Annotated in this window: 41 protein-coding genes; 39 read left to right on the top strand and 2 right to left on the bottom strand. The window is 46.6% G+C overall.

What is annotated here, in order from left to right:
- The first annotated feature begins 43 nt into the window (after positions 1 to 43).
- Positions 44 to 2122, top strand: coding sequence for an elongation factor G (gene fusA, locus AC3WT9_RS33185; RefSeq protein WP_340896377.1), 2079 nt, complete (start codon positions 44 to 46; stop codon positions 2120 to 2122).
- A gap of 109 nt (positions 2123 to 2231) precedes the next feature.
- Positions 2232 to 3422, top strand: coding sequence for an elongation factor Tu (gene tuf, locus AC3WT9_RS33180; RefSeq protein WP_038597087.1), 1191 nt, complete (start codon positions 2232 to 2234; stop codon positions 3420 to 3422).
- Between the two features lie 136 nt (positions 3423 to 3558).
- On the opposite strand, the gene AC3WT9_RS33175 is transcribed toward tuf, so the two are convergent.
- Both AC3WT9_RS33175 and AC3WT9_RS33170 read right to left on the bottom strand, forming a co-directional pair.
- Complete coding sequence (locus tag AC3WT9_RS33175; protein WP_341379934.1) at positions 3559 to 3906, bottom strand: cupin domain-containing protein; 348 nt, start codon at positions 3904 to 3906, stop codon at positions 3559 to 3561.
- Between the two features lie 28 nt (positions 3907 to 3934).
- On the bottom strand, positions 3935 to 4384 hold the full coding sequence (locus AC3WT9_RS33170) for a V4R domain-containing protein (protein ID WP_341096612.1): 450 nt from the start codon (positions 4382 to 4384) through the stop codon (positions 3935 to 3937).
- Positions 4385 to 4549: 165 nt separating this feature from the next.
- On the opposite strand from AC3WT9_RS33170, the gene AC3WT9_RS33165 reads away from it, so the two are divergent.
- From AC3WT9_RS33165 to rpsI, 37 genes are all read left to right on the top strand, one after another.
- A complete protein-coding gene (locus AC3WT9_RS33165) occupies positions 4550 to 5263 on the top strand; it encodes a Crp/Fnr family transcriptional regulator (protein WP_341096610.1) in 714 nt (237 codons plus the stop codon).
- A 65-nt stretch (positions 5264 to 5328) separates the two neighbouring features.
- Positions 5329 to 5553 carry a hypothetical protein gene (locus AC3WT9_RS33160; RefSeq protein WP_341096608.1) on the top strand — a complete coding sequence of 75 codons (225 nt, stop codon included), beginning with the start codon at positions 5329 to 5331 and terminating at the stop codon, positions 5551 to 5553.
- Positions 5550 to 5882 carry a methyl-accepting chemotaxis protein gene (locus AC3WT9_RS33155; RefSeq protein WP_341379932.1) on the top strand — a complete coding sequence of 111 codons (333 nt, stop codon included), beginning with the start codon at positions 5550 to 5552 and terminating at the stop codon, positions 5880 to 5882. The genes AC3WT9_RS33160 and AC3WT9_RS33155 overlap by 4 nt, the downstream gene beginning before the upstream one ends.
- 355 nt (positions 5883 to 6237) lie before the next feature.
- A complete protein-coding gene (gene rpsJ, locus AC3WT9_RS33150) occupies positions 6238 to 6546 on the top strand; it encodes a 30S ribosomal protein S10 (RefSeq protein ID WP_017692074.1) in 309 nt (102 codons plus the stop codon).
- A gap of 44 nt (positions 6547 to 6590) precedes the next feature.
- Complete coding sequence (gene rplC, locus AC3WT9_RS33145; protein WP_076112955.1) at positions 6591 to 7214, top strand: 50S ribosomal protein L3; 624 nt, start codon at positions 6591 to 6593, stop codon at positions 7212 to 7214.
- Between the two features lie 25 nt (positions 7215 to 7239).
- The gene (rplD, locus tag AC3WT9_RS33140) at positions 7240 to 7863 is read left to right on the top strand and encodes a 50S ribosomal protein L4 (protein ID WP_038597074.1); all 624 of its coding nucleotides are present in this window, start codon (positions 7240 to 7242) and stop codon (positions 7861 to 7863) included.
- Positions 7863 to 8156 carry a 50S ribosomal protein L23 gene (rplW, locus tag AC3WT9_RS33135; protein ID WP_019908225.1) on the top strand — a complete coding sequence of 98 codons (294 nt, stop codon included), beginning with the start codon at positions 7863 to 7865 and terminating at the stop codon, positions 8154 to 8156. The genes rplD and rplW overlap by 1 nt, the downstream gene beginning before the upstream one ends.
- Positions 8157 to 8183: 27 nt before the next feature.
- On the top strand, positions 8184 to 9014 hold the full coding sequence (gene rplB, locus AC3WT9_RS33130; protein ID WP_038597071.1) for a 50S ribosomal protein L2: 831 nt from the start codon (positions 8184 to 8186) through the stop codon (positions 9012 to 9014).
- 76 nt (positions 9015 to 9090) lie between these two features.
- Positions 9091 to 9369, top strand: a complete 279-nt coding sequence (rpsS, locus tag AC3WT9_RS33125) for a 30S ribosomal protein S19 (protein ID WP_019908227.1) — start codon at positions 9091 to 9093, stop codon at positions 9367 to 9369.
- A 31-nt stretch (positions 9370 to 9400) separates the two neighbouring features.
- A complete protein-coding gene (gene rplV / locus AC3WT9_RS33120) occupies positions 9401 to 9733 on the top strand; it encodes a 50S ribosomal protein L22 (protein WP_019908228.1) in 333 nt (110 codons plus the stop codon).
- A 13-nt stretch (positions 9734 to 9746) separates the two neighbouring features.
- Positions 9747 to 10412 (top strand): 30S ribosomal protein S3, encoded by a 666-nt coding sequence (gene rpsC / locus AC3WT9_RS33115; RefSeq protein ID WP_038597067.1) that lies wholly within the window; start codon positions 9747 to 9749, stop codon positions 10410 to 10412.
- A 2-nt stretch (positions 10413 to 10414) separates the two neighbouring features.
- Complete coding sequence (gene rplP / locus AC3WT9_RS33110) at positions 10415 to 10849, top strand: 50S ribosomal protein L16 (protein WP_036652954.1); 435 nt, start codon at positions 10415 to 10417, stop codon at positions 10847 to 10849.
- Entirely contained in the window at positions 10839 to 11036 is a 198-nt protein-coding gene (gene rpmC / locus AC3WT9_RS33105) for a 50S ribosomal protein L29 (protein ID WP_019908232.1), read from the top strand. The genes rplP and rpmC overlap by 11 nt, the downstream gene beginning before the upstream one ends.
- 43 nt (positions 11037 to 11079) lie before the next feature.
- Entirely contained in the window at positions 11080 to 11346 is a 267-nt protein-coding gene (rpsQ, locus tag AC3WT9_RS33100) for a 30S ribosomal protein S17 (RefSeq protein WP_038597064.1), read from the top strand.
- Between the two features lie 39 nt (positions 11347 to 11385).
- Positions 11386 to 11754: a 50S ribosomal protein L14 gene (gene rplN / locus AC3WT9_RS33095; protein ID WP_019908234.1), complete on the top strand. Its 369-nt coding sequence runs from the start codon at positions 11386 to 11388 to the stop codon at positions 11752 to 11754.
- Between the two features lie 60 nt (positions 11755 to 11814).
- A complete protein-coding gene (gene rplX, locus AC3WT9_RS33090; protein ID WP_019908235.1) occupies positions 11815 to 12168 on the top strand; it encodes a 50S ribosomal protein L24 in 354 nt (117 codons plus the stop codon).
- A 30-nt stretch (positions 12169 to 12198) separates the two neighbouring features.
- Complete coding sequence (rplE, locus tag AC3WT9_RS33085; RefSeq protein ID WP_038597061.1) at positions 12199 to 12741, top strand: 50S ribosomal protein L5; 543 nt, start codon at positions 12199 to 12201, stop codon at positions 12739 to 12741.
- Positions 12742 to 12786: 45 nt separating this feature from the next.
- Entirely contained in the window at positions 12787 to 12972 is a 186-nt protein-coding gene (locus tag AC3WT9_RS33080) for a type Z 30S ribosomal protein S14 (protein ID WP_036589425.1), read from the top strand.
- Positions 12973 to 13004: 32 nt separating this feature from the next.
- Positions 13005 to 13403 (top strand): 30S ribosomal protein S8, encoded by a 399-nt coding sequence (rpsH, locus tag AC3WT9_RS33075; protein WP_019908239.1) that lies wholly within the window; start codon positions 13005 to 13007, stop codon positions 13401 to 13403.
- 30 nt (positions 13404 to 13433) lie between these two features.
- Entirely contained in the window at positions 13434 to 13976 is a 543-nt protein-coding gene (gene rplF / locus AC3WT9_RS33070) for a 50S ribosomal protein L6 (protein WP_038597058.1), read from the top strand.
- 84 nt (positions 13977 to 14060) lie between these two features.
- Positions 14061 to 14429 carry a 50S ribosomal protein L18 gene (rplR, locus tag AC3WT9_RS33065; RefSeq protein ID WP_038597055.1) on the top strand — a complete coding sequence of 123 codons (369 nt, stop codon included), beginning with the start codon at positions 14061 to 14063 and terminating at the stop codon, positions 14427 to 14429.
- Positions 14430 to 14456: 27 nt separating this feature from the next.
- A complete protein-coding gene (rpsE, locus tag AC3WT9_RS33060) occupies positions 14457 to 14954 on the top strand; it encodes a 30S ribosomal protein S5 (RefSeq protein ID WP_036652980.1) in 498 nt (165 codons plus the stop codon).
- Positions 14955 to 14968: 14 nt separating this feature from the next.
- The gene (rpmD, locus tag AC3WT9_RS33055; protein ID WP_019908243.1) at positions 14969 to 15154 is read left to right on the top strand and encodes a 50S ribosomal protein L30; all 186 of its coding nucleotides are present in this window, start codon (positions 14969 to 14971) and stop codon (positions 15152 to 15154) included.
- Positions 15155 to 15194: 40 nt separating this feature from the next.
- Positions 15195 to 15635: a 50S ribosomal protein L15 gene (gene rplO / locus AC3WT9_RS33050; protein WP_020427058.1), complete on the top strand. Its 441-nt coding sequence runs from the start codon at positions 15195 to 15197 to the stop codon at positions 15633 to 15635.
- Positions 15635 to 16933, top strand: coding sequence for a preprotein translocase subunit SecY (gene secY / locus AC3WT9_RS33045; RefSeq protein ID WP_341096602.1), 1299 nt, complete (start codon positions 15635 to 15637; stop codon positions 16931 to 16933). Before rplO ends, secY begins: the two co-directional genes overlap by 1 nt.
- A gap of 97 nt (positions 16934 to 17030) precedes the next feature.
- Positions 17031 to 17675 (top strand): adenylate kinase, encoded by a 645-nt coding sequence (locus AC3WT9_RS33040; protein WP_038597049.1) that lies wholly within the window; start codon positions 17031 to 17033, stop codon positions 17673 to 17675.
- A gap of 4 nt (positions 17676 to 17679) precedes the next feature.
- Positions 17680 to 18432 (top strand): type I methionyl aminopeptidase, encoded by a 753-nt coding sequence (gene map / locus AC3WT9_RS33035; protein WP_341096601.1) that lies wholly within the window; start codon positions 17680 to 17682, stop codon positions 18430 to 18432.
- A 9-nt stretch (positions 18433 to 18441) separates the two neighbouring features.
- Positions 18442 to 18750: a KOW domain-containing RNA-binding protein gene (locus tag AC3WT9_RS33030; protein WP_038597045.1), complete on the top strand. Its 309-nt coding sequence runs from the start codon at positions 18442 to 18444 to the stop codon at positions 18748 to 18750.
- Positions 18751 to 18752: 2 nt separating this feature from the next.
- Positions 18753 to 18968 carry a translation initiation factor IF-1 gene (infA, locus tag AC3WT9_RS33025; protein ID WP_018753971.1) on the top strand — a complete coding sequence of 72 codons (216 nt, stop codon included), beginning with the start codon at positions 18753 to 18755 and terminating at the stop codon, positions 18966 to 18968.
- A gap of 53 nt (positions 18969 to 19021) precedes the next feature.
- Positions 19022 to 19135 (top strand): 50S ribosomal protein L36, encoded by a 114-nt coding sequence (gene rpmJ / locus AC3WT9_RS33020; protein ID WP_003322638.1) that lies wholly within the window; start codon positions 19022 to 19024, stop codon positions 19133 to 19135.
- A gap of 19 nt (positions 19136 to 19154) precedes the next feature.
- The gene (gene rpsM / locus AC3WT9_RS33015; RefSeq protein WP_020427053.1) at positions 19155 to 19523 is read left to right on the top strand and encodes a 30S ribosomal protein S13; all 369 of its coding nucleotides are present in this window, start codon (positions 19155 to 19157) and stop codon (positions 19521 to 19523) included.
- 19 nt (positions 19524 to 19542) lie between these two features.
- Positions 19543 to 19938: a 30S ribosomal protein S11 gene (gene rpsK / locus AC3WT9_RS33010; RefSeq protein ID WP_019908251.1), complete on the top strand. Its 396-nt coding sequence runs from the start codon at positions 19543 to 19545 to the stop codon at positions 19936 to 19938.
- Positions 19939 to 20069: 131 nt separating this feature from the next.
- Positions 20070 to 21014: a DNA-directed RNA polymerase subunit alpha gene (locus AC3WT9_RS33005; protein ID WP_036680585.1), complete on the top strand. Its 945-nt coding sequence runs from the start codon at positions 20070 to 20072 to the stop codon at positions 21012 to 21014.
- Positions 21015 to 21056: 42 nt separating this feature from the next.
- The gene (rplQ, locus tag AC3WT9_RS33000) at positions 21057 to 21422 is read left to right on the top strand and encodes a 50S ribosomal protein L17 (protein WP_019908254.1); all 366 of its coding nucleotides are present in this window, start codon (positions 21057 to 21059) and stop codon (positions 21420 to 21422) included.
- A gap of 206 nt (positions 21423 to 21628) precedes the next feature.
- On the top strand, positions 21629 to 22408 hold the full coding sequence (gene truA, locus AC3WT9_RS32995; RefSeq protein WP_076112950.1) for a tRNA pseudouridine(38-40) synthase TruA: 780 nt from the start codon (positions 21629 to 21631) through the stop codon (positions 22406 to 22408).
- A gap of 235 nt (positions 22409 to 22643) precedes the next feature.
- A complete protein-coding gene (gene rplM / locus AC3WT9_RS32990) occupies positions 22644 to 23081 on the top strand; it encodes a 50S ribosomal protein L13 (protein WP_038597038.1) in 438 nt (145 codons plus the stop codon).
- A gap of 20 nt (positions 23082 to 23101) precedes the next feature.
- Positions 23102 to 23494: a 30S ribosomal protein S9 gene (rpsI, locus tag AC3WT9_RS32985; protein ID WP_025706574.1), complete on the top strand. Its 393-nt coding sequence runs from the start codon at positions 23102 to 23104 to the stop codon at positions 23492 to 23494.
- Positions 23495 to 23623 lie beyond the last annotated feature (129 nt).

The raw sequence follows: 23623 nt of genomic DNA, 5'->3' as shown, positions 1-23623 counted from the left end.
AAGGCCGTTCAAATAACTTATATTTTGAAGGGAGACCCAATTCATGGCAAGAGAGTTCTCCTTAAAAAATACACGTAACATCGGGATCATGGCGCATATTGATGCTGGTAAGACTACTACCACTGAGCGGATTCTATTCTATACAGGCCGTACGCACAAAATCGGTGAAGTTCACGAGGGTGCTGCTACAATGGACTGGATGGAGCAAGAACAGGAGCGCGGAATTACTATTACTTCCGCCGCTACAACTGCTGCATGGAAAGGTCACCGCATCAATATCATTGATACCCCTGGACACGTTGACTTCACAGTTGAAGTTGAACGTTCCCTTCGTGTATTGGATGGGGCAGTAGGCGTTTTCAGTGCGAAAGAGGGCGTTGAGCCTCAGTCTGAAACCGTATGGAGACAGGCTGACCGTTATGGCGTTCCCCGGATCGCATATGTAAATAAAATGGATATTATCGGTGCGGATTTCCTAAACGTTATCGACAGCATGCGTGATCGCTTGCAAGCCAATGCAGTTGCTATTCAACTGCCAATTGGTGCCGAAAACGACTTCATTGGTATTATTGACCTGGTTGAGCAAAAAGCTCATATGTTTAAAGACGATCTGGGTCAAAATATTGAAGTAACGGACATTCCGGCTGAATATCTGGAACAAGTTGAGGGGCTGCGTCTTGAGTTGATCGAGAAAGTAGCAGAACTTGACGAAGATCTGACTATGAAGTACCTGGAAGGCGAAGAGATTTCAGTTGATGAGATCAAAGCTGCTCTGCGCAAAGGCGTTGTAGAAGTTAAGATCTTCCCTGTAATTGTCGGATCCTCCTACCGTAACAAGGGTGTCCAACTTATGATGGATGCTGTCGTTGATTACCTGCCATCCCCACTGGATGTACCGGCTATTCAAGGTCATCTGGATGACGGAACTGAAGCGGTTCGCCACTCTTCGGACGAAGAACCATTCTCAGCACTGGCATTTAAAATCATGACAGACCCTTATGTGGGTAAACTCACGTTCTTCCGCGTGTATTCCGGTGTTCTGGAATCCGGTTCTTATGTAGTTAACGCTACTAAGAACAAACGCGAGCGTATCGGCCGTATCCTGCAAATGCATGCGAACAGCCGCCAAGAAATCTCCATCGTTTACGCTGGTGATATCGCGGCAGCCGTTGGTCTGAAGGACACAAGTACTGGCGATACACTTTGTGATGAGAAACATCCGGTTATTCTGGAGTCCATGAACTTCCCTGATCCGGTTATCGAAATCGCAGTTGAACCAAAAACCAAAGCTGACCAAGATAAACTGGGTGTTGCTCTCGGTAAGTTGACTGAAGAGGATCCAACTCTTCGTGCTCACACTGATGAAGAAACAGGCCAAACGATCCTGGCAGGTATGGGTGAGCTTCACCTTGATATTATCATTGACCGTATGCGCCGCGAATTCAAAGTAGAAACCAATGTGGGTAAACCACAGGTTGCTTACCGCGAAACATTCAAAGCACCAGCTCGTGTCGAAGGTAAATTCGTTCGCCAATCCGGCGGTCGCGGTCAGTACGGTCACGTATGGGTTGAATTTGAACCTCTCGAGCCAGGTACTGGCAGCAAGTTCGAAAGTAAAGTAGTCGGTGGCTCTGTTCCTAGAGAGTATATCGCTCCTGCACTTGCCGGTATTGAAGAGCAAATGAAAAACGGCGTTATCGCAGGCTTCCCGCTTGTTGACGTTAAGGCTACCATCGTTGATGGTTCTTATCATGATGTTGACTCCAACGAAATGGCGTTCAAAATTGCCGGATCGATGGCACTCAAAGCAGCTAAAGACAAGTGTAAGCCTGTCCTGCTTGAGCCAATCATGAAAGTGGAAGTAACTGTTCCTGAGGAATATATGGGTGATGTAATGGGTATGCTGAACTCCCGTCGCGGTCGGATCGAAGGTATGGATTCCCGTGGTGGAGCGCAAATTATCCGTGCGAAGGTGCCTCTTTCCGAAATGTTCGGATACTCCACAACACTCCGTTCTGGTACTCAAGGACGCGGCGTATTCTCCATGGAGCTTTCTCACTATGAAGAAGTTCCTAAATCCATTGCGGAAGAGATCGTTGCTAAGAACAAAGGCGGAGAATAATTAATTGTTTTAACTTGCTGTCCGGGTACAACCGATCAGTCATCCTAGATAAGCAACTAGCCCGGCGGCTCAAATATAAGGAACCCCACAATAAGGAGGAACTGTTCAAATGGCAAAGGCAAAGTTTGAACGTAACAAACCACACGTTAACATCGGTACTATTGGTCACGTCGACCATGGTAAAACAACTCTGACTGCTGCAATCACTACTGTATTGTCCAAAAAATACGGTGGCGCTGCTGTAGCATTCGACCAAATCGACAAGGCTCCTGAAGAACGCGAACGTGGTATCACTATCTCCACAGCTCACGTTGAATATGAAACTCCTAACCGTCACTACGCACACGTAGACTGCCCTGGTCACGCCGACTATGTTAAAAACATGATCACTGGCGCAGCGCAAATGGACGGAGCTATCCTGGTTGTATCCGCAGCTGACGGCCCTATGCCACAAACTCGCGAACACATCCTGCTGTCCCGTCAAGTAGGCGTTCCTTACATCGTTGTATTCTTGAACAAATGCGACATGGTTGAAGACGAAGAGTTGCTTGAACTGGTTGAAATGGAAGTTCGCGACTTGCTGAGCGAATATGATTTCCCAGGCGATGATACTCCAATCATCCGTGGATCTGCTCGTGAAGCTCTTCAAAACCCTGATGGCGATTATGCACAGAAAATCGTTGAGATGTTTGAAACGATTGATACGTACATTCCGCTTCCAGAACGCCAAACTGACAAGCCTTTCTTGATGCCTGTCGAAGATGTATTCTCCATTACTGGCCGCGGTACTGTGGCAACTGGTCGCGTAGAACGCGGAACAGTTAAAGTCGGAGAAGAAATCGAAATCGTTGGTATTCATGAAGAAACTAAGAAATCCGTAGTTACGGGCGTTGAAATGTTCCGTAAATTGCTGGATTCCGCTCAAGCAGGCGACAACATCGGCGCACTTCTGCGTGGTGTTGACCGTAACATGATCGAGCGCGGCCAAGTAATTGCTAAGCCGAACTCCGTTAAACCACACACTGAGTTCACTGCTCAGATCTACGTTCTGACTAAAGAAGAAGGCGGACGTCACAAACCATTCTTCACTGGTTACCGTCCACAGTTCTACTTCCGTACAACTGACGTAACTGGCATCATCAACCTGCCAGAAGGTACTGAAATGGTTATGCCTGGTGACAACATCACAGTAACTGTTTCCCTGATCTCCCCAATCGCTATTGAAGAAGGTACTAAATTCTCCATTCGCGAAGGCGGACGTACAGTTGGAGCAGGTAGCGTAGCTTCCATCCAAAAATAATTCGGTTCTATCCGTTAGGATAGTGCTGAACCATAAAGGCAGGGATTCTTCTCCGGAAGACTCCCTGTTTTTTTGCATACAAAAAACTCTATTTCCTTATAAAGACCGGAAATAGAGTTGAATTCAAATGAAATGATTAGGATATTTCTTGGGTGTACGCTGGGCCTGGAACTTTGGATATTACCACATGCAAACTTGCGGGTTGATGACCATTGTTACGGTAGGAAAAGGATTCATCACCGGTGAGATGGATAACATCACCTTCAGCTAGATCCTGCTCTACATCGTTAACATTAATGATTCCGTTTCCCTTCAGAGCAAGGATGAATACATCTGCTCCGGGATGTTTATGCGCTGGAAGTTGTTGGCCTGGCATGAAATTAAGCATAAACATTACACTATCGCCTTTTTGAAACAGGATCTTCTTCGTAAACCGTTCCTCCTGATACTGAATTGCTTCTACTAATGTCTTTTTCTCCATCATCAATCCCTGCCTTCATTTTTATTATGTCTTAAAGCTTAACTTCATACTCACAATGCTCATGACCTGCAGCATTGCATTTTACTTCTCTGACAGATATCCGTCTTCCCATGATTTTGGATAAAGCCCCTTCCAGAATAGCTCCTTCCAAATCACAAATCAGTTTCTCTTCCTCCAGTGTAGGGAGACCTTTGCAAAAGCAGTCCTCCACCGCGATGCTGATCTTGCGGTCATCCTCATGCAGGATGCGTGGAATCCCTATTTTCAAATCCTCGAATAATTGTAGTAACTCTTCGAGTGTGTTCACTGGTAGACTCTCACCGATTTTTCGGCCAACAGTAAGTGTAGTTCCTTTACCGCCAAGGGGGAGACCCTGGTTCATTCCGATAAGGCGGATGGTGCGGAATAGTTCAAGCGGGACCATGTTGCCGAGCACAGATCTGTCCATACTTTTCATATCTTCGAAGGTATATTGCAGCATAGATACTCCATCTCCTTTAGATCTCTCTATAGGACCCATTATGACGGATATTGATAAGATATTCCTTGATGCAGATCAATTTTTTTGAAAAAAGTTGTGAGGGCAGTCACTGGGCAGCATTAAAATCCTTGTTATGGTGAGAATAGCAGAAAGGAGGGTGAGTGAATGGAATGCACAGTATGCAATTCACATTCTTGTGTTTCTCAGGTGCCCGTATTCAAAAATCTATCAGATGAAGAATTGATAATGGTAGAAGCGATAGTAGAATCAAGCCATTATGCTAAAGGAAATCTCGTGTTCAGAGAGGGAGAAGAGTCAGATTCGCTTTTTGTAGTAAAGAGTGGTCTCATTAAGCTCACGCAGAGTAATAAAGAAGGCAAGCAGCATATCCTCCGATTCTTGTTCCCCGGCGACTATTTCGGACAGTTTGCTTTGCTGCACCACAAACAAAATTATGTAACAGCCGAAGTTGTAGAGAGTGGAAGTGTATGCCGGATGCACCGCAAACAATTTGTTCCTTTATTGGAGAACAACGCGGCGCTTGCATTCAGCTTTTTAATGTCAATGAGCGAACAGTTGCATCAAGCTGAAGAGCTGGCTGGTGCAATGCATATATATGATGTAGAAAAACGCCTCGCCCGGTTGCTGCTTTATCTGCATAACAGAAATCAATCGGATGATTCTTCCCGTGAACAAGGTAACAGCATTGATTTGCCAGCTGCCAAAAAAGAGTTCGCCGCTATGATAGGTGCTACTGCCGAAACCCTTAGCCGCAAGCTGAATTATCTGGAAAGTATGGGGATTATCACGGTCCGTAAAAGAAGGGTAAACATTTTAGATCTAAAAGCACTGAATCAAATGGCAGAAATGAAAAAATAGATTCTATCAAAAGACAATCAACGACCAAAATTGCGGAATTCAGCGGAGAGTTAATAGATCTCAGCATGGATACTAACGCTGCTGTAGAGCAGCTGGTGGCAAGCAGTGACGAAGTGAGTAGTACGTTCCAACGGAACTGCAATTCGGCTAAGGAGTCTCAGGGGATGGCTAGGGACAGGCATGAGCACTTGGACAGCCTTACCGGTCAAATCCATCTGATTTATGAAAGCACCAATGAAATGGAACGGTCGGTGAATGAACTAAGAGCTCATCACAGCAAATCCAGATGATTGTTGCAGCTGTTCAGGAAATTGCCGATCAGACCAAAATTCTTTCACTCAATGCTACTATAAAAGTTGCGAGGGCTGGAGAGTATGGCAGAGGCTTCAGCGTAGTTGCGCAGGAGGTCAACCGACTGGCCGAGGATACCAAGAATATCGTTGTACGCATCGGCGAGCTAACCCATCTATCAGGGATGCTGACATCTCAGGTTGTTAAAGAGATCCGCAAGGTACAGGAACTGACTAAGAGCGGTAGACATCAATCTGTTGAGACCGCCGGCTGTTTAGTGAAATCTTGGATTCCATGCAGACCAGCACCCAGGAAATTGTCAACATAGAAGAAGAGATAAGAGTGTTGATTCAAACTATCGAAAGAGTCGGCTCTACAACGGCAACATTCTGCCGCCTCAGCTGAGTATTTCCGTTCAGCTACAGAGGGTCTTTAATTAGAAACGACCACATATGTGTCATATATATAGAAAGAAAACAACTTATGAAAAAAATCATGAGTTGTTTTGTGTTTTTGCTTGCAAAGTGTCCGCCTATTATATATAATAATAAATGTTGTTCTGAGACGTTGCGATGATGTGAGAGGTTACTGACACACCCGGCCCCTTTGCCATGAGGTCGACGTCAGAAAATTTTCACGGAGTATGTCCGATAATAAATTGGGCGATAGAAGGAGGGACTAAAATGGCAAAGCAAAAAATTCGTATCCGCTTGAAAGCATACGACCACAGAATTCTTGATCAATCCGCAGAGAAAATCGTTGAAACAGCAAAACGTTCGGGTGCTGGTGTATCCGGGCCGATCCCGCTGCCAACTGAGAAGCAAATCATTACTATTCTCCGTGCGGTACACAAGTACAAGGATTCCCGTGAACAGTTTGAACAACGGACTCACAAACGTTTGATCGATATTGTGAACCCAACACCACAAACTGTGGATGCCTTGATGCGCTTGGATCTACCGTCCGGTGTAGATATCGAAATCAAATTGTAATACTATCTATTAAAGTAACTAGGAAAAGAAAAGAGGTGTCAACATTGAAAGGTATCTTAGGAAAAAAACTCGGTATGACTCAAGTGTTTACTCCAGAAGGTAACGTAATCGCGGTTACGGTTATCGAAGCTGGTCCTTGTGTGGTACTGCAAAAGAAAGACCTGAATATCGACGGATATGAAGCAGTGCAGTTGGGCTTTTCCGATAAGAAGGAAAGTCGCTCCAACAAGCCTGAACAGGGTCACGCCAAAAAGGCAAATGCAACACCTAAGCGCTACGTTCGCGAAATTCGCGGTGTTGACCTCGGGGCACTCGAGGTTGGACAAGAGCTGAAGGCTGATATCTTCGCTGAAGGCGAATTTGTTGACGTAACAGGTACATCTAAGGGTAAAGGTTTCCAAGGTGTTATCAAACGCTGGGGACAAAGCCGCGGACCAATGGCACACGGATCGCGTTACCACAGAAGACCAGGTTCCATGGGTTCCATCCAAGCTAACCGTGTTCCAAAGGGCAAACGCCTGCCAGGACATATGGGTCATACGACCGTAACGGTTCAAAAGCTTGAAATCATCAGAGTAGACGTTGAACGTAACGTATTGCTGGTTAAAGGCGCTATTCCAGGTCCTAAAAACAGCTTTGTGAAAGTTAAACAAACCGTTAAGAAATAATTACTGAAGAAAGGAGGAACATGAAATGCCAAAAGTAACACTTTTTAATATTAGTGGTAACGAAGTTGGCGAAGTTGAATTGAGCGATACAGTGTTCGGTATTGAACCGAATGTGCATGTTCTGCACGAAGCTGCGCTTATGCAAAGAGCTTCCCTTCGTCGTGGTACACATAAAGTAAAAGGACGTTCTGAAGTGCGTGGCGGCGGACGTAAGCCTTGGAAACAAAAAGGTACAGGTCGTGCTCGTCAAGGCTCCATTCGTTCTCCACAATGGAAAGGCGGCGGCGTAGTCTTCGGACCAACACCACGCAGCTATTCCTGGAAACTGCCTAAGAAAGTTCGCCGTTTGGCCATCAAATCTGCGTTGTCCTCGAAAGTGCTCGGGAATGACATTATCGTATTGGATAGCTTGACAATGAATGCTCCGAAAACGAAAGAATTCGCAGCGATTCTGAACAATCTTAAAGTAGGCAGCAAAGCCCTGATCGTAGCTCCTAGCTATGATGACAATGTGGCACTTTCCGCTCGTAACATCCCTGGGGTGAAATTCGTAGCGGCTGACGGCATCAATGTTCTTGACGTACTGACGTACGACAAACTGATCATCACTAAAGAAGCAGTTCTGAAGGTAGAGGAGGTGTTCGCGTAATGAAAGATCCTCGTGATATTATCAAACGTCCGGTGATTACGGAACGCACATCCGAATACATGAGCGAATTGAAATACGCTTTTGAAGTGGATATCCGTGCTAACAAGACCGAAATCAAAAAAGCTGTCGAGGCTATTTTCAAAGTTAAAGTAGTTAGTGTGAACACAATGCGCGTACCTGGTAAACTGAAACGTTACGGCAAATACTCCGGATATACTCCAGAGTGGAAAAAAGCCATCGTGAAACTCAGCCCGGACAGCAAACCGCTCGAATTCTTTGAAGCGGTAGAATAATACTCTGTAAAGTAAGGAGGGAATACAGTGCCAATCAAAAAGTACAAACCGACATCTCCGGCCAGACGTAACATGTCCGTGTCTACGTTTGAAGAAATCACAACAAATGAGCCAGAGAAATCTTTGCTTGCGCCGCTGTTCAAACATGCGGGCCGTAACAACCAAGGTAAAATTACAGTTCGTCACCATGGCGGCGGACACAAACGTAAATACCGTATCATCGACTTCAAACGGACTAAAGACGGCATACCAGGTAGCGTTGCTACGATCGAGTATGACCCGAACCGTACATCCAATATTGCTTTGATCCACTATGCTGATGGAGAGAAACGTTACATCCTCGCTCCTCAAGGCCTTAAAGTTGGGGATAAGATTGAGTCCGGCCCTGCGGCTGACATCAAAATTGGTAACAGCCTTCCGCTGGCGAACATTCCAGTTGGTACAGTTATCCACAACATTGAACTTAAACCAGGCAAAGGCGGCCAGTTGGTACGCGCTGCCGGTACAGAAGCTCAATTGCTGGGCAAAGAAGAAAAATACGTTTCTGTTCGTTTGACTTCCGGTGAAGTTCGCAGAATCCTCAGCGTATGCCGTGCAACGATCGGATCCGTAGGTAACGGTGATCATGAACTGATCAAGATTGGTAAAGCCGGACGCAGTCGCTGGCTGGGCAAACGTCCTGAAGTACGCGGTGTTGTAATGAACCCTAACGATCACCCACACGGTGGTGGTGAAGGCCGCGCTCCAATCGGACGGAAATCGCCTATGTCACCTTGGGGTAAACCAACCCTCGGCTACAAAACGCGTAAGAAAAACAAAGCATCTGATAAATATATCGTTCGCCGCCGCACGAAATAAGACGCTTCTGGCAAGTTAGCTTAACGCGAAGCGTCGATTCGCGGTTTGAAGAACCGGATGAAGGGAGGATTCACACATGGGTCGCAGTTTAAAGAAGGGGCCGTTCATCGATGGCTACCTGCTGAAAAAAGTTGAGGAATTGAACGCGGCAGATAAGAAAGTCGTTGTTAAAACCTGGTCCCGTCGCTCAACCATTTTCCCTCAGTTTATCGGACATACGTTTGGTGTATATGACGGCCGTAAACACGTGCCAGTATACGTAACGGAAGATATGGTAGGTCACAAGTTGGGCGAGTTCGCGCCAACACGTACTTACAAAGGCCACGCGGGTGACGATAAGAAAACAAGAAGATAATTAAGGTCTTCGTTTGAGAGGAGGGAAAACAATGGAAGCAAAAGCACATGCAAGATCGGTGCGGATTTCCGCTCGCAAAGCGAAACTGGTTGTTGACTTGATTCGCGGCAAGCAAGTGGGGGAAGCAATTGCAATTCTTCGCCACACTCCAAAATCCGCTTCTCCAGTAGTTGAGAAGTTGCTTAACTCGGCGATCGCCAATGCTGAGCATAACTACTCTATGGACGTGAACAGTTTGTTCGTTAGCGAAGTTTTCGTTAACCAGGGTCCTACGATGAAGCGTTTCCGTCCACGCGCCATGGGCCGTGCAAGTCGGATCAATAAACGTACCAGCCACATTACTTTGGTGGTATCTGAGAAATAAGGAGGGATAACACGTGGGTCAAAAGGTAAATCCAGTCGGACTCCGAGTCGGAATTATTCGCGATTGGGAATCTAAATGGTATGCAGGCAAAGATTTCGGTACTCTTTTAATGGAAGACGTCAAAATCCGGGAATACCTTAAAGGTAAGTTGAAGGATTCCGCTGTTTCCCGCATCGAGATCGAAAGAGCGGCAAGCCGCGTGAACGTTACAATTCATACTGCTAAACCAGGTATGGTAATTGGTAAAGGCGGAGCAGAAGTAGAAGTACTTCGCAGCGCAGTTACAACTATCGCTGGTGGCAAAAAGGTTCACATCAACATCAACGAAATTAAGCACCCTGAACTGGATGCAATTCTTGTTGCTGAAAGCATTGCACAACAATTGGAACGTCGTGTATCGTTCCGTCGTGCTCTGAAACAAGCAATTCAAAGAACTATGCGTTCCGGTGCAAAGGGAATTAAAACTCAAGTTGGCGGACGTCTTGGCGGCGCTGAGATTGCCCGTTCAGAAGGTTATAGCGAAGGAACAGTTCCACTTCATACGCTTCGTGCCGATATCGATTACGGAACGGCTGAAGCACATACTACTTACGGCCGTATCGGTGTAAAAGTATGGATCTACCGTGGAGAAGTTCTTCCCCCAGCTAAGAAACAAGCTGCTCAGGAAGGAGGCAACTAATCATGTTGGTACCAAAACGCGTTAAACACCGCAAGCAACAACGCGGTCACATGAAGGGTATGGCAAAAGGCGGTACCGAATTGAACTTCGGCGAATTCGGCTTGCAAGCTTTGGAGCCGTCTTGGATCACTAACCGTCAGATCGAAGCTGCCCGTATCGCAATGACACGTTACATCAAACGTGGCGGTCAAGTTTGGATCAAGATTTTCCCAGATAAGCCTATTACTCAAAAACCTCTTGAGGTTCGTATGGGTAGTGGTAAAGGTAACGTTGAGAAATGGGTAGCCGTAGTTAAACCGGGCAAGATTATGTTCGAACTCGGAGGCGTGTCGGAAGAAATCGCTCGTGAAGCGATGCGTCTTGCCGCTCACAAGCTGCCTATCAAGACTAAGTTTGTGAAACGTGAAGAATTGGGTGGTGAAGCAAATGAAAGCTAATGAACTTCGCAACTTAACCACTGCCGAGATTGAACAAAAGATCGCAGGATTCAAAGAAGAACTTTTCAATCTCCGTTTTCAATTGGCAACTGGCCAATTGGATAACCCGACTCGGATTCGTGATGTGCGTAAGGAAATAGCTCGTGCTAAAACCGTTATCCATCAAAGAGTACTCGGGATCAGCTAAGTGAGGGCGGATTAATGATCCGTAATCAGGAAGGAGGCTAACTATGAGCGAAGAACGTAATGCACGTAAAGTGCTGATCGGTAAAGTAGTCAGCGACAAAATGGATAAAACCATCGTAATTGCTGTTGAAACCTATAAGAAACACAACTTGTATCACAAACGCATCAAGTCTACGAATAAATTCAAAGCACATGATGAGGAAAACGTTGCTAAAATCGGTGATACTGTAAAAATCATGGAAACTCGTCCTTTGTCTAAAGACAAACGTTGGAGACTTGTTGAAGTGGTTGAAAAAGCGGTTATCATCTAAGATAATGAGCAGAGCCTTTCCGGAAGGAGGAAATTAATAATGATTCAACCATTTACACGTTTGCATGTGGCTGATAACTCTGGTGCGAAGGAACTGATGTGTATCCGCGTACTGGGTGGTACTGGACGCCGTACAGCAGCAATCGGTGATCTGATCGTTTGTTCCGTTAAACAAGCAACACCAGGCGGCGTTGTCAAAAAGGGTGATGTTGTTAAAGCGGTGGTTGTTCGTACTAAACGTTCTGTGCGCCGTAAAGACGGTTCTTACATCGCATTCGACGAAAATGCAGCTGTTGTTGTTAAAGACGACAGAAGCCCGCGCGGAACACGTATCTTCGGACCAGTTGCTCGCGAACTTCGCGATAAAGACTACATGAAGATCGTTTCCTTGGCACCGGAAGTAATCTAATAAAGTTACCCATAAAGTAACGTGAAGTTCTGAGAAGGTTAGTCATAGGAGGTGTAATAAATGCCTAGAGTGAAAAAAGTTCTGGAATCCCATAACAATAAACTGCATGTGAAGAAAGATGATGTGGTACTTGTGATCAGCGGGAAAGACAAAGGTAAAAAAGGCCGTGTCATCGCTGCTTATCCTCGTGAAAACCGCGTCCTGGTAGAAGGCGTGAACATGGTGAAAAAACACCAGAAGCCTAACCAGTTGAATCCGCAAGGCGGAATCATCGAACAAGAAGCTTCGATTCATGTGTCCAACGTAATGCACATTGATCCGAAGAGCGGTAAAGTTACTCGTATCGGTTACAAAGTACTCGATAACGGTAAGAAGGTTCGGGTAGCAAAGAGATCCGGAGAGATTATCGACTAATACAGTCCTAAAGAAAGGAGGTAAATCTTCATGGCAGCAAGAATGAAAGAACGTTATTTGAATGAAATAACACCTGCTCTGATGCAGAAGTTTAACTATACAACTGTTATGCAAGTACCTAAAATCGAGAAGGTTGTCATCAACATGGGTGTGGGTGACGCTGTTCAGAACTCCAAAGTACTTGATGCTGCAGTTAATGACTTGCAACTGATCGCTGGTCAAAAGCCAGTAATCACTAAAGCTAAAAAATCCATCGCCGGTTTCAAACTGCGCGAAAACATGCCGATTGGGGTTAAAGTAACACTGCGCGGCGAGCGTATGTATTACTTCCTGGACAAATTGTTCAACGTAACGCTTCCACGCGTACGTGACTTCCGCGGTGTTTCCACTAAAGCCTTTGACGGCCGTGGTAACTACACGCTTGGTCTTAAAGAACAACTGATCTTCCCAGAAATCGAGTATGACAAAGTGGATAAGGTCCGCGGTATGGACATCGTTATCGTAACGACTGCAAAGACGGATGAGGAATCCCGTGAGCTGCTGAATCAGCTGGGAATGCCTTTCGCTAAGTAAGAATCATCCATTTCTCCGAAACTGTTTAGGAGGTGTCAGGCTAAAGTGGCAAAAACTTCGATGAAAGTTAAACAACAACGCGAGCCTAAGTTCAAAGTACGTGCATATACACGTTGTGAGCGTTGCGGTCGTCCACATTCGGTACTGCAAAAGTTCAAAATTTGCAGAATTTGTTTCCGTGAGTTAGCTTATAAAGGCCAGATCCCTGGCGTGAAAAAAGCAAGTTGGTAAGAAGTTTATAAACGGGAAGGAGGTTTACACACATGACTATGTCTGATCCTATTGCAGATATGCTTACTCGTATTCGTAACGCCAACACTGTGCGTCACGAGACAGTAGAAATGCCTGCTTCTACTATGAAAAAACAAATCGCGGACATCTTGAAGCGTGAAGGTTTCATCCGTGATGCGGAATTCGTTGAAGATAGCAAACAAGGGATTATCCGTATCTTCTTGAAATACGGCCCTAACCAAGAGCGCGTTATCTCTGGTCTGAAAAGAATCAGTAAACCAGGCCTTCGCGTTTACACGAAGAGCAATGAAGTGCCTCGTGTACTCGGCGGCCTAGGAATCGCGATTATCTCCACATCTAAGGGAGTTATGACCGACAAAGAAGCTCGTCAATCAAAATCGGGCGGAGAAGTTGTCTGCTACATTTGGTAATAAACGTCACAAGATAAGGAGGTGCAACACATGTCTCGTATTGGTCGCAAACCAATCGCAGTACCTAGCGGTGTAGATGTCACTTTGGACAACGCCGTTATTACAGTAAAAGGTCCTAAGGGCACTTTGACTCGTGAGCTTCATAAAGACATGAAGGTTACAGTTGAAAATAACGAAATCACCGTTGTCCGCCCGTCGGACAACAAATTGCATCGTTCACTTCACGGCACAACCCGCTCCGTTGTCAACAACATGGTGAGTGGTGTGACTGAAGGTTTCTCGAAATCTCTGGAGCTGGTTGGGGTCGGATATCGTGCAAGCAAATCCGGAGATAAAATCGTTCTGAACGTTGGCTACTCCCACCCGGTTGAAATTACACCGGAAGCGGGCATCGAGTTCGAAGTTCCTGCGAACACGAAGATCATCGTTAAAGGTATCGATAAAGAACGCGTTGGCGCTTATGCTGCCAAAATCCGTTCCGTACGTGAACCAGAACCGTATAAAGGTAAAGGTATCAAATATGAAGGCGAGCGTATCATCCGCAAGGAAGGTAAAGCCGGTAAGAAGAAATAATCGGCTTACTCTTCATTGTAAGATACCCCGTGCATCTTAAAGTGAAGCTGTTTACGGCAAACTGAAGGGAGTGAAAGGGAAGTCATGATTACAAAAGAGGATAAAAACAAGGCTCGTCTCAAAAGACACCTGCGTGTTCGTAAAAAAATCCAGGGAACTACTGAGCGTCCACGTTTGAACGTGTTCCGTTCTTCGAAACACATCTACGCTCAATTGATCGATGACGTGACAGGCGTTACAATCGTATCCGCCTCGACACTTGATAAAGATCTGAGCGCTACAATCGGCAATGGCGGCAGCGTTGAAGCTGCAAGCAAAGTAGGTCAACTGATCGCTGAGCGTGCTAAAGCTAAAGGTTATGCAGTGGTTGTATTTGACCGCGGTGGATACTTGTACCATGGACGAATTCAGGCTTTGGCTGATGCAGCTCGCGAAGCTGGTCTTGAATTCTAGAATATTTCTTAAAAGGAGGTTAACGACTTGCGTGTAGATCCGAACAGTTTAGAGCTGACAGAAAGAGTTGTACACATTAACCGTGTAGCAAAAGTTGTAAAAGGCGGACGCCGTTTCAGCTTTAGTGCACTTGTTGTTGTGGGCGATGGCAACGGCTACGTTGGTGCTGGTATCGGTAAAGCCGGCGAAGTTCCGGATGCCATCCGTAAAGGCATTGAAGACGCCAAGAAAAACCTGATTCACATTCCAATCGTAGGAACTTCGATTCCCCATCTGGTTACTGGACATTTCGGCGCAGGACGCGTGCTGCTGAAACCAGCATCAGAAGGTACTGGCGTTATTGCCGGCGGTCCAGTTCGTGCGGTATTGGAATTGGCAGGCGTTGGCGACATCTTGACAAAATCTTTGGGTTCTTCGAATTCCATGAACATGGTCAATGCAACTTTAGAGGGTCTTTCCCGTCTGAAACGCATTGAAGAGGTCGCGAAACTTCGCGGCAAATCTGTCGAAGAATTGCGCGGTTAAGGAGGGGAACGTCAATGGCAAAATTGCAAATTACCCTCGTACGCAGCGTAATTGGACGTCCAGAAACACAACGTGTTACTGTTAAGACGCTCGGCCTGCGTAAGACTAACTCGTCCGTGGTTCACAATGACACTCCTGCAATTCGCGGAATGATCAACAAAGTGAGCCACTTGCTGTCCGTTACAGAAATCGAAGGCTAAACGCCTCGTATAAATTAACAAACATAAGGAGGTGCAAACGATGAAGTTACATGAACTTGCTCCAGCTCCGGGTTCCCGCAAAGAACGCAATCGCGTTGGTCGCGGACCTAGTAGCGGTAACGGAAAAACTTCCGGTCGCGGTCATAAGGGTCAAAACTCCCGTTCCGGCGGTGGTGTTCGTCCCGGCTTCGAGGGTGGACAAAACCCACTCTATCGTCGTCTGCCTAAACGTGGTTTCATCAATCCTACCCGTAAAGAGTATGCGATTGTGAACCTGGAAGATCTGAATAGCTTTGCTGAAGGAACTGAAGTGACTCCACAGTTGCTGATTGAAACTGGTGTTGTCAAGAATTCCAAAAGCGGCATTAAGATTCTCGGTAACGGCGAACTAGCCGTTAAATTGACTGTACAAGCAAATAAGTTCTCTCAATCTGCGGTAGAGAAAATCGAGGCTGCCGGCGGTAAAACCGAGGTGATCTAATGTTCAAGACGCTTAAGAATATATGGCATATTGAAGATTTGCGCAAAAAGATCCTGTTTACCCTGCTCGTTCTGATCATCTACCGACTCGGTTCGTTTGTACCGGTTCCTGGTGTGAACAAAGAAGTACTGGAAACAACAAATCAAAGCGGCGACGCTTTGATGGGTCTTCTGAACACCTTCTCGGGCGGAGCGCTCAAAAACTTCTCGATTTTTGCGATTAGTATTTACCCGTACATTACCGCATCGATCATCGTGCAATTGCTGTCGATGGATGTTATCCCTAAGTTTGCCGAATGGGCTAAACAAGGGGAACACGGGAAAAAGCAGCTAGCGCAAGTGACCCGTTACGGCACAGTAGTGCTCGGTTTGATTCAAGCTTTTGCGACTTCAATCGGATTCAACCGGATCTACAGCACTGAGATGATTCCGAATGCAACCTTTGCGGATTACCTGCTTATCGCGATCATTCTGACTGCAGGTACATCGTTCCTGATGTGGCTGGGTGAGCAGATCACGGAAAAGGGAATAGGAAACGGGATTTCGATCCTGATTTTTGCGGGAATCGTCGCTGCCATACCGGGACATATCACGGCCACGGCTCAGTCCAGCTTTATACAGCCGGATCAGATGTTCCTGAATATTCTTAAAGTCGTTATCGTGTTGATCTTGGTTGCGGCGATTATTGTTGGAGTAATCTTCGTACAGCAAGGGATTCGTAAGATTCCTGTGCAATATGCCAAACGCGTAGTCGGCAACAAGATGTATGGTGGACAGAATACGCATATTCCGCTGAAGATTAACGCAGCAGGCGTTATTCCTGTCATTTTCGCTGTTTCTCTACTGCAATTCCCGGTGGTACTCTCCAGCTTCTGGTCAACACATGAGTGGGCGAAATGGGTTGCTGGCAACCTGAAGTTTAATGAGCCTCTCGGTATGGTTCTGTATGTGCTTATGATTATTGGATTTACGTTCTTCTATACGTTTGTTCAGATGAATCCACAGCAGATGGCCGATAACATGAAGAAGAATGGCGGTTATATCCCGGGCATCCGTCCTGGTAAAGCAACGGAGAAATATCTCACCAAGGTAATGTCCCGTCTGACTATGTCCGGCGCGCTGTTCTTGGCGTTTATATCCGTACTTCCTGTATTCTTCGGGAAGCTCTCCGGTCTACCAGATTCGGTTCAGATTGGTGGTACATCCATCCTGATCGTAATTGGTGTAGCACTGGATACCATGAAGCAGATCGAGAGCCAATTGATCAAACGCCATTACAAAGGCTTCATCAATAAATAGTGGATAGGTTCCGGCGAAGCATGAGATTTACAGACTTCCCGGCACCTATTGTGCTGTTTCTTGCTTGGTGGCGAACTTTTGGGGGGAGAGAGAAATCGTGAACATTCTATTCATGGGCCCTCCTGGGGCAGGCAAGGGGACACAAGCAGCAGTTATCGTTAAAGAGCTTGGCATTCCGCATATTTCGACAGGTGACGCCTTCCGCTTGGCAATCAAGCAGGGTACTCCGGTCGGACTGAAGGCCAAATCTTACACCGAGCAAGGCTTGCTTGTACCTGATGATGTGACTATTGGGATCGTTGAAGAACGGCTTCAGCAGTCCGATTGCGAAAAAGGTTTCTTATTGGATGGCTTTCCAAGAACCCTTTCGCAAGCGGAAGCGCTGGAAGATATCTTAAGCCGCCTCAATATTTCATTGGATCATGTAATCAACTTGAATGTAGACCGTGGACTGCTGATGGCGCGTCTTACGGGACGTAGAATCTGCAGAGTTTGCGGAGCATCCTACCATTTAATTTTCAACCCGCCGAAGCAAGAAGGCATTTGCGACATTGATGGCGGTGAGTTGTATCAACGTCCGGATGACAACGAAGAGAGCGTAGGCAAGCGTCTGGATGAGTATGATAACAAGACAGCACCGCTGCTTGCGTTTTATGAGAATAAAGGTCTTTTGCGTCAGGTAAACGGAGAAAACGAAATCAATGTCGTTACTTCCGAAATCGTATCTTTGTTGCGAGGTTAATGTAATGATCATTTGTAAATCCGAACAGGAACTTGCCTTTATGAGGGAAGCTGGTCGAATTGTTGCCGAGAGTCACCGGTTGATTGCAGAGGCTATCCAGCCTGGTATCACAACCGGAGAGCTCGACAGAATCGCCGATCAATACATTCGCAGTCAAGGTGCTGTGCCGTCTTTCAAAGGTTACAACGGTTTTCCTGCCAGCATTTGCGCTTCAGTCAACGAACAATTGGTGCATGGATTTCCGGGTAAACGCAAATTGATGGAAGGCGATATAATAACGCTTGATATCGGTGCAGAGTACCGCGGTTATCACGGTGATTCCGCTTGGACCTACGGAGTGGGCAGCATTTCTGATGAAGCTCAGCGCTTGCTGGACGTCACGGAAGGCTCCTTGTACGCAGGACTGGCGTTAGTCAAACCGGATGTGCGCTTGTTTACAATCTCCCATGCGATCCAGCAAACTATTGAAGACGCCGGATTCTCCGTCGTACGAGAGTATGTGGGTCACGGCATCGGGGCAAAACTGCATGAAGAACCGCAAATTCCGAACTATGGCATAGCGGACCGCGGACCACGTCTGAAACCGGGTATGGTACTCGCGATTGAGCCGATGGTGAACGTAGGGGACAGATATGTCAGAACGCTGGAAGATAACTGGACGGTCGTTACGGTAGACGGCTCATTGTGTGCTCACTTCGAACATACAGTAGCAGTTACACCGGACGGCATGGAAATTTTCACTAAACTGAATGCGTAGGTGATCTTGATGAATACTCAGAGCAGCCCGCAGATTGGTCAATTGGTGAGAATTCTCAAAGGCAAAGATGCCGGAGAGGCTGCCGTTGTTATCGCAGTTGTGGATAGCAGATTTGTATATATTGCCGATGGGGACAAACGGAAGTTTGATGGGCCGAAGAAGAAGAACATTCAACATCTGGAGCTCATACCCTTTATCAGCAGTGAGGTTGTGAACAGTTTGGAAGAAACCGGCCGGGTTACCAACGGAAAGCTGCGTTTTGCAGTGATGAAGTATGGCGGACCTGCTGGAATAAGTGCAGATGAGAAAGGAGACTAACTGTGGCTAAAGAAGATGTCATTGAAGTCGAAGGTACGGTCATTGAGCCGTTGCCGAATGCAACGTTTAAGGTTGAGCTTGAGAACGGTCATCAAATACTTGCCCATGTGTCCGGGAAATTGCGGATGCACTTTATCCGTATCCTAACCGGAGACAAAGTGGTCGTGCAGTTATCGCCTTACGATTTATCTAAAGGTCGTATAACTTACCGTAAATAGATGGGAACTACAACAAAAGTTTTGCTTCGCAAAACTTTGAGGAGGTAATTAACATGAAGGTAAGACCTTCTGTGAAGCCCATTTGCGAGAAATGCAAAGTCATCCGCCGCAAAGGGACTGTTATGGTAATTTGCGAAAATCCGAAACACAAACAAAAACAAGGTTAAGAAGGGGGTGTAGCGTAAAATGGCTCGTATAGCTGGAGTGGATTTGCCACGTGATAAACGCGTTGAGATCGCCTTGACTTATATTTTCGGAATCGGTAAAACGACTTCCCAGAAAATTCTTAATGAAACAGGCATTGACGTTAACACACGTGTCCGTGATTTGACGGAAGATGAAGTCAGCAAACTGCGTGAAATGATCGACAAGTCAGTTAAGGTTGAAGGTGACCTTCGTCGTGAAATTTCCTTGAATATTAAGCGTCTTACTGAGATCGGCTGTTACCGCGGTGTTCGCCACCGTCGTGGATTGCCTGTTCGCGGTCAACGCACCAAAACGAATGCCCGTACCCGGAAAGGCCCGCGTCGTACGGTAGCAAACAAAAAGAAATAATAAGGGGGGATAAGAGACAATGGCTAAACCGAAAAAAGTCGTACGTACCAAACGTCGCGACCGGAAGAATATCGAGAGCGGCGTGGCACATATTCGTTCCACGTTCAACAACACTATCGTTACGATCACGGATCCTCACGGAAATGCAATTTCCTGGGCTAGCTCCGGCGGTCAAGGATTCAAAGGTTCCCGTAAATCGACTCCATTTGCAGCGCAAATGGCAGCCGAAAGTGCTGCTAAAGCAGCGATGGAACACGGCATGAAGTCCGTTGAAGTTATGGTTAAAGGACCGGGCGCGGGCCGCGAAGCAGCCATCCGTTCCCTTCAAGCCGCAGGGCTTGAAGTAAACCTCATTAAAGACGTAACTCCGGTTCCTCATAATGGATGCCGTCCGCCGAAACGTCGTCGCGTATAGTGAAATCAGAATTGTGATTGTGGTATAATTCTGACGCATCTGCTAATAATAGGTGTTTAGGCATACTACATGATGCACCTGATGGGGTGACAGTTTCATATAGGAGCGACGTTTGAAGGAGGGGTACACTCGTGATAGAAATCGAAAAGCCGAAGATTGAGACCGTAGAAGCCAATGATGAAGGAACCTATGGGAAATTCGTAGTTGAACCGCTGGAACGTGGATATGGCACGACTCTGGGGAACTCGCTTCGCCGGATTCTGCTTTCCTCCCTTCCGGGAGCCGCAGTAACATCGGTCCAAATTGACGGCGTTTTGCATGAGTTCTCGACCGTTCCTGGCGTAATGGAAGATGTGACGGAAATCATTCTGAACCTTAAAGCTCTTTCTCTGAAGATCCATTCAGATGAAGAGAAAGTGTTCGAGATTGATGCTGAGGGTGAAGGCATCGTTACCGCAGGTGATATCCGTGCGGACAGCGATGTTGAGATCCTCAATCCGGATCTTCATATTGCAACGCTGGGACCTGGCGCGAGACTTCACATGCGTATTTTTGCAGGCCGTGGTCGCGGCTATGTCCAAGCAGACCGGAACAAACGCGACGACCAGCCAATCGGTGTTATTCCAGTTGACTCTATCTACACTCCTATTTCCCGCGTGAATTACGGCATTGATAACACTCGTGTCGGTCAAGTGACGAACTATGACAAGTTGACGCTGGAAATTTGGACAGATGGCAGTATCAGACCGGAAGAGGCTGTAAGCCTCGGAGCCAAAATTTTGAACGAGCACCTCGTATTGTTCGTAGGACTTACGGACGAAGCGAAAGACGCCGAAATTATGGTTGAAAAAGAAGAAGACAAAAAAGAAAAAGTACTTGAGATGACAATCGAAGAACTTGATCTTTCTGTCCGTTCCTACAACTGCCTCAAACGTGCCGGTATTAATACCGTACAAGAGCTGACTACGAAAACTGAAGAAGATATGATGAAGGTTCGTAACTTGGGCCGCAAATCTTTGGAAGAAGTTCAAGAGAAGCTAGAGGAACTTGGTTTGGGTCTCCGCACAGAAGAATAGTTAACAGATTGCTTGAGTACTTGAGTGAAGGAGGGAAAACAAATGGCATACCAAAAATTGGGCCGTGATTCCAGTGCGCGTAAAGCATTGTTCCGCGACATGGTTACGGATCTGTTCCTTTACGAGCGCATCCAGACAACGGAAGCCAAAGCGAAGGAAGTTCGTTCCATCGCTGAGAAACTGATCACTAAAGCGAAAAAGGGCGATCTTCATGCTCGTCGTCAAGTAGCTGCATTTGTTCGTCGTGAAACTGTTGACGGTGAACAAGATGCAATCCAAAAACTGTTCTCTGATATTGCTCCTCGTTACACAGAGCGTCCAGGCGGATACACTCGTATCCTGAAGCTGGGACCTCGCCGTGGCGATGCTGCGCCTATGGTTTATCTTGAACTGGTAGACCGCGCGTAGTAACGCAAGTAATGATTTCCGGAATTATCCCTTTCCCCCATGATCCTCGGAGCATGGGTAGGAAAGTATTAACCGTTATTGTGCTGCAGGGGCGCTAAGGCCCTGCTGTACAACTAACCGCGGGAATCACCTTGTATAGAGTAGAAGGAGCTCCCGCCGGGGCTCTTTTTTTTTGAAAACCAAGTATGGACTGACGGGAGAACGGAATGCGCAATCTATTGATGAAAGTCAATTATGACGGGACCCATTATGATGGCTTTCAGACCCAGCCTCAGGGCAATACGATTCAAGACCGGCTGGAACAGGCCATACTCCATCTGACGGGCGAGGCGCTCAAGATAACCGCCTCTGGACGGACAGACGCGGGTGTGCATGCTTATGGACAGCCATTTAACTTCATGACCTCCTCTCAGATCCCGCTTGAACGCTGGTGTCTAGCCCTGAATGCTAGGTTGCCGCAAGATATCGTGGTTACCGAGGCGAGGGAGGTTCCGCTATCGTTCCACTCTCGTAGAGGAGCAAAGCGCAAAACCTATCGGTACACCATTAATGGCAACCGGTTTCCGGATCCGTTTCAGCGGCGCTGGCAGCATCACCACCCGGTGAAACTCGATATACCGGCAATGCAGAAAGGTCTTACACATTTACTGGGTACCCATGACTTCACCTCGTTCGCATCACGGAAGTCCACGAAGACTTCCCATGTCCGAACGATCTTTGAGGCTCATATGGAGATTGACCGCAGTATGTGTCGACCTGACTCTGTAGACCAGGGTGTCATTCACACTTATATTACGGGCAGCGGATTTCTGCAGCATATGGTTCGCATTATTATGGGAACGCTGATTCACGTGGGAGAAGGCAAATACCATGCGGATAAGGTTGCGGATATTCTAGCCGCATGCGATCGGGCAGCAGCAGGGCCAACTGCCGTATCCAAGGGCTTGGCGCTGTGGAGTGTTGAATATGACGAGGATGGAATTTAGGCGAGAGCGTTCTATACTTTTTTTAGAAAAATTATAGTCAATAAGCTTAAAATCACTTGCACTTGTCATGTTTATGCTGTAATATAAAAGTTGTGTTTTCTTGATGGCTATCCCACAGCCCCGATCAAGAAGATGCCGACAAATAAGCTTTTTTTAACTCACATAATTGTAATCCAATGAGAAACAAGATATACGAAACAGATGATTTTCGTACGAGAACAAGGAGGAAACATTCATGCGTACCACCTATATGGCGAAACCAAACGAAGTTGAACGCACTTGGCACATCATTGATGCCGAAGGCAAGACACTTGGTCGTTTGGCCAGCGAAGCCGCTGCATTGATCCGTGGCAAACACAAACCGCAATTTACTCCACATGTTGATACTGGAGATTTCGTAATTGTTATCAACGCTGAGAAGATTCACCTGACAGGTAAGAAAATGCAAAATAAGAAATACTACCGTCACTCGATGCACCCAGGTGGCTTGAAAGTCACTGTTGCAGAAGACCTGATCAAGACTAAACCTGAACGCATGATTGAATTTGCAGTTCACGGTATGATTCCTAAGACTCGTCAAGGGGATCACATGAAGCTGAGATTGAAAGTCTATGCAGGCGCCGAGCATCCACATGCAGCACAAAAACCTGAAGTTTACGAACTTCGCGGATAAGAATAGAGGAGGACAGTTTCATGGCACAAGTACAATACTATGGGACAGGTCGTCGTAAACATTCGGTAGCACGTGTTCGCCTTGTACCGGGTGAAGGACGCATTGTCATTAACAAACGCGAGATGGACGAATATTTCGGTGTGGAAACATTGAAAATGATCGTGAAACAACCTTTGAACCTGACTGAAACACTGGGCAACTACGATGTAATCGTTCTTGCACATGGTGGCGGCATTTCTGGTCAAGCCGGAGCAATCCGTCACGGGATCTCCCGTGCATTGCTCAAAGTGGACCCTGAATATCGCGGTGCGCTGAAGAAAGCCGGATTCCTGACTCGTGACCCTCGTATGAAGGAACGTAAGAAATACGGCCTCAAAGCAGCTCGTCGTGCTCCACAGTTCTCGAAACGTTAATATCCCTTGTTTTTCAAGGATATCAAGCCTCTGGCCTTTATGGCCAGGGGCTTTTTGTTATGGCTTTAGCCAGTTGAGTGCGTGAAACGCGCGAAACAAAAAACCACCCGCTATGCGGGTGGAGGGAAC

Source organism: Paenibacillus sp. EB106-06-01-XG199, assembly GCF_058791575.1.
Note: the sequence above shows the minus strand (reverse complement) of the source record. Positions and strands in the feature narration are given on the sequence as shown.

What these genes read in the sequence shown, in the direction of transcription:
- fusA (WP_340896377.1), top strand. Translation starts at nt 44, where the DNA reads ATGGCAAGAGAGTTCTCCTTAAAAAATACACGTAACATCGGGATCATG.
- tuf (WP_038597087.1), top strand. Translation starts at nt 2,232, where the DNA reads ATGGCAAAGGCAAAGTTTGAACGTAACAAACCACACGTTAACATCGGT.
- AC3WT9_RS33175 (WP_341379934.1), bottom strand. Translation starts at nt 3,906, where the DNA reads ATGATGGAGAAAAAGACATTAGTAGAAGCAATTCAGTATCAGGAGGAA.
- AC3WT9_RS33170 (WP_341096612.1), bottom strand. Translation starts at nt 4,384, where the DNA reads ATGCTGCAATATACCTTCGAAGATATGAAAAGTATGGACAGATCTGTG.
- AC3WT9_RS33165 (WP_341096610.1), top strand. Translation starts at nt 4,550, where the DNA reads ATGGAATGCACAGTATGCAATTCACATTCTTGTGTTTCTCAGGTGCCC.
- AC3WT9_RS33160 (WP_341096608.1), top strand. Translation starts at nt 5,329, where the DNA reads ATGGATACTAACGCTGCTGTAGAGCAGCTGGTGGCAAGCAGTGACGAA.
- AC3WT9_RS33155 (WP_341379932.1), top strand. Translation starts at nt 5,550, where the DNA reads ATGATTGTTGCAGCTGTTCAGGAAATTGCCGATCAGACCAAAATTCTT.
- rpsJ (WP_017692074.1), top strand. Translation starts at nt 6,238, where the DNA reads ATGGCAAAGCAAAAAATTCGTATCCGCTTGAAAGCATACGACCACAGA.
- rplD (WP_038597074.1), top strand. Translation starts at nt 7,240, where the DNA reads ATGCCAAAAGTAACACTTTTTAATATTAGTGGTAACGAAGTTGGCGAA.
- rplW (WP_019908225.1), top strand. Translation starts at nt 7,863, where the DNA reads ATGAAAGATCCTCGTGATATTATCAAACGTCCGGTGATTACGGAACGC.
- rpsS (WP_019908227.1), top strand. Translation starts at nt 9,091, where the DNA reads ATGGGTCGCAGTTTAAAGAAGGGGCCGTTCATCGATGGCTACCTGCTG.
- rplV (WP_019908228.1), top strand. Translation starts at nt 9,401, where the DNA reads ATGGAAGCAAAAGCACATGCAAGATCGGTGCGGATTTCCGCTCGCAAA.
- rplP (WP_036652954.1), top strand. Translation starts at nt 10,415, where the DNA reads ATGTTGGTACCAAAACGCGTTAAACACCGCAAGCAACAACGCGGTCAC.
- rpmC (WP_019908232.1), top strand. Translation starts at nt 10,839, where the DNA reads ATGAAAGCTAATGAACTTCGCAACTTAACCACTGCCGAGATTGAACAA.
- rpsQ (WP_038597064.1), top strand. Translation starts at nt 11,080, where the DNA reads ATGAGCGAAGAACGTAATGCACGTAAAGTGCTGATCGGTAAAGTAGTC.
- rplN (WP_019908234.1), top strand. Translation starts at nt 11,386, where the DNA reads ATGATTCAACCATTTACACGTTTGCATGTGGCTGATAACTCTGGTGCG.
- rplX (WP_019908235.1), top strand. Translation starts at nt 11,815, where the DNA reads ATGCCTAGAGTGAAAAAAGTTCTGGAATCCCATAACAATAAACTGCAT.
- rplE (WP_038597061.1), top strand. Translation starts at nt 12,199, where the DNA reads ATGGCAGCAAGAATGAAAGAACGTTATTTGAATGAAATAACACCTGCT.
- rpsH (WP_019908239.1), top strand. Translation starts at nt 13,005, where the DNA reads ATGACTATGTCTGATCCTATTGCAGATATGCTTACTCGTATTCGTAAC.
- rplF (WP_038597058.1), top strand. Translation starts at nt 13,434, where the DNA reads ATGTCTCGTATTGGTCGCAAACCAATCGCAGTACCTAGCGGTGTAGAT.
- rplR (WP_038597055.1), top strand. Translation starts at nt 14,061, where the DNA reads ATGATTACAAAAGAGGATAAAAACAAGGCTCGTCTCAAAAGACACCTG.
- rpmD (WP_019908243.1), top strand. Translation starts at nt 14,969, where the DNA reads ATGGCAAAATTGCAAATTACCCTCGTACGCAGCGTAATTGGACGTCCA.
- rplO (WP_020427058.1), top strand. Translation starts at nt 15,195, where the DNA reads ATGAAGTTACATGAACTTGCTCCAGCTCCGGGTTCCCGCAAAGAACGC.
- secY (WP_341096602.1), top strand. Translation starts at nt 15,635, where the DNA reads ATGTTCAAGACGCTTAAGAATATATGGCATATTGAAGATTTGCGCAAA.
- map (WP_341096601.1), top strand. Translation starts at nt 17,680, where the DNA reads ATGATCATTTGTAAATCCGAACAGGAACTTGCCTTTATGAGGGAAGCT.
- AC3WT9_RS33030 (WP_038597045.1), top strand. Translation starts at nt 18,442, where the DNA reads ATGAATACTCAGAGCAGCCCGCAGATTGGTCAATTGGTGAGAATTCTC.
- rpmJ (WP_003322638.1), top strand. Translation starts at nt 19,022, where the DNA reads ATGAAGGTAAGACCTTCTGTGAAGCCCATTTGCGAGAAATGCAAAGTC.
- rpsM (WP_020427053.1), top strand. Translation starts at nt 19,155, where the DNA reads ATGGCTCGTATAGCTGGAGTGGATTTGCCACGTGATAAACGCGTTGAG.
- rpsK (WP_019908251.1), top strand. Translation starts at nt 19,543, where the DNA reads ATGGCTAAACCGAAAAAAGTCGTACGTACCAAACGTCGCGACCGGAAG.
- rplQ (WP_019908254.1), top strand. Translation starts at nt 21,057, where the DNA reads ATGGCATACCAAAAATTGGGCCGTGATTCCAGTGCGCGTAAAGCATTG.
- truA (WP_076112950.1), top strand. Translation starts at nt 21,629, where the DNA reads ATGCGCAATCTATTGATGAAAGTCAATTATGACGGGACCCATTATGAT.
- rplM (WP_038597038.1), top strand. Translation starts at nt 22,644, where the DNA reads ATGCGTACCACCTATATGGCGAAACCAAACGAAGTTGAACGCACTTGG.
- rpsI (WP_025706574.1), top strand. Translation starts at nt 23,102, where the DNA reads ATGGCACAAGTACAATACTATGGGACAGGTCGTCGTAAACATTCGGTA.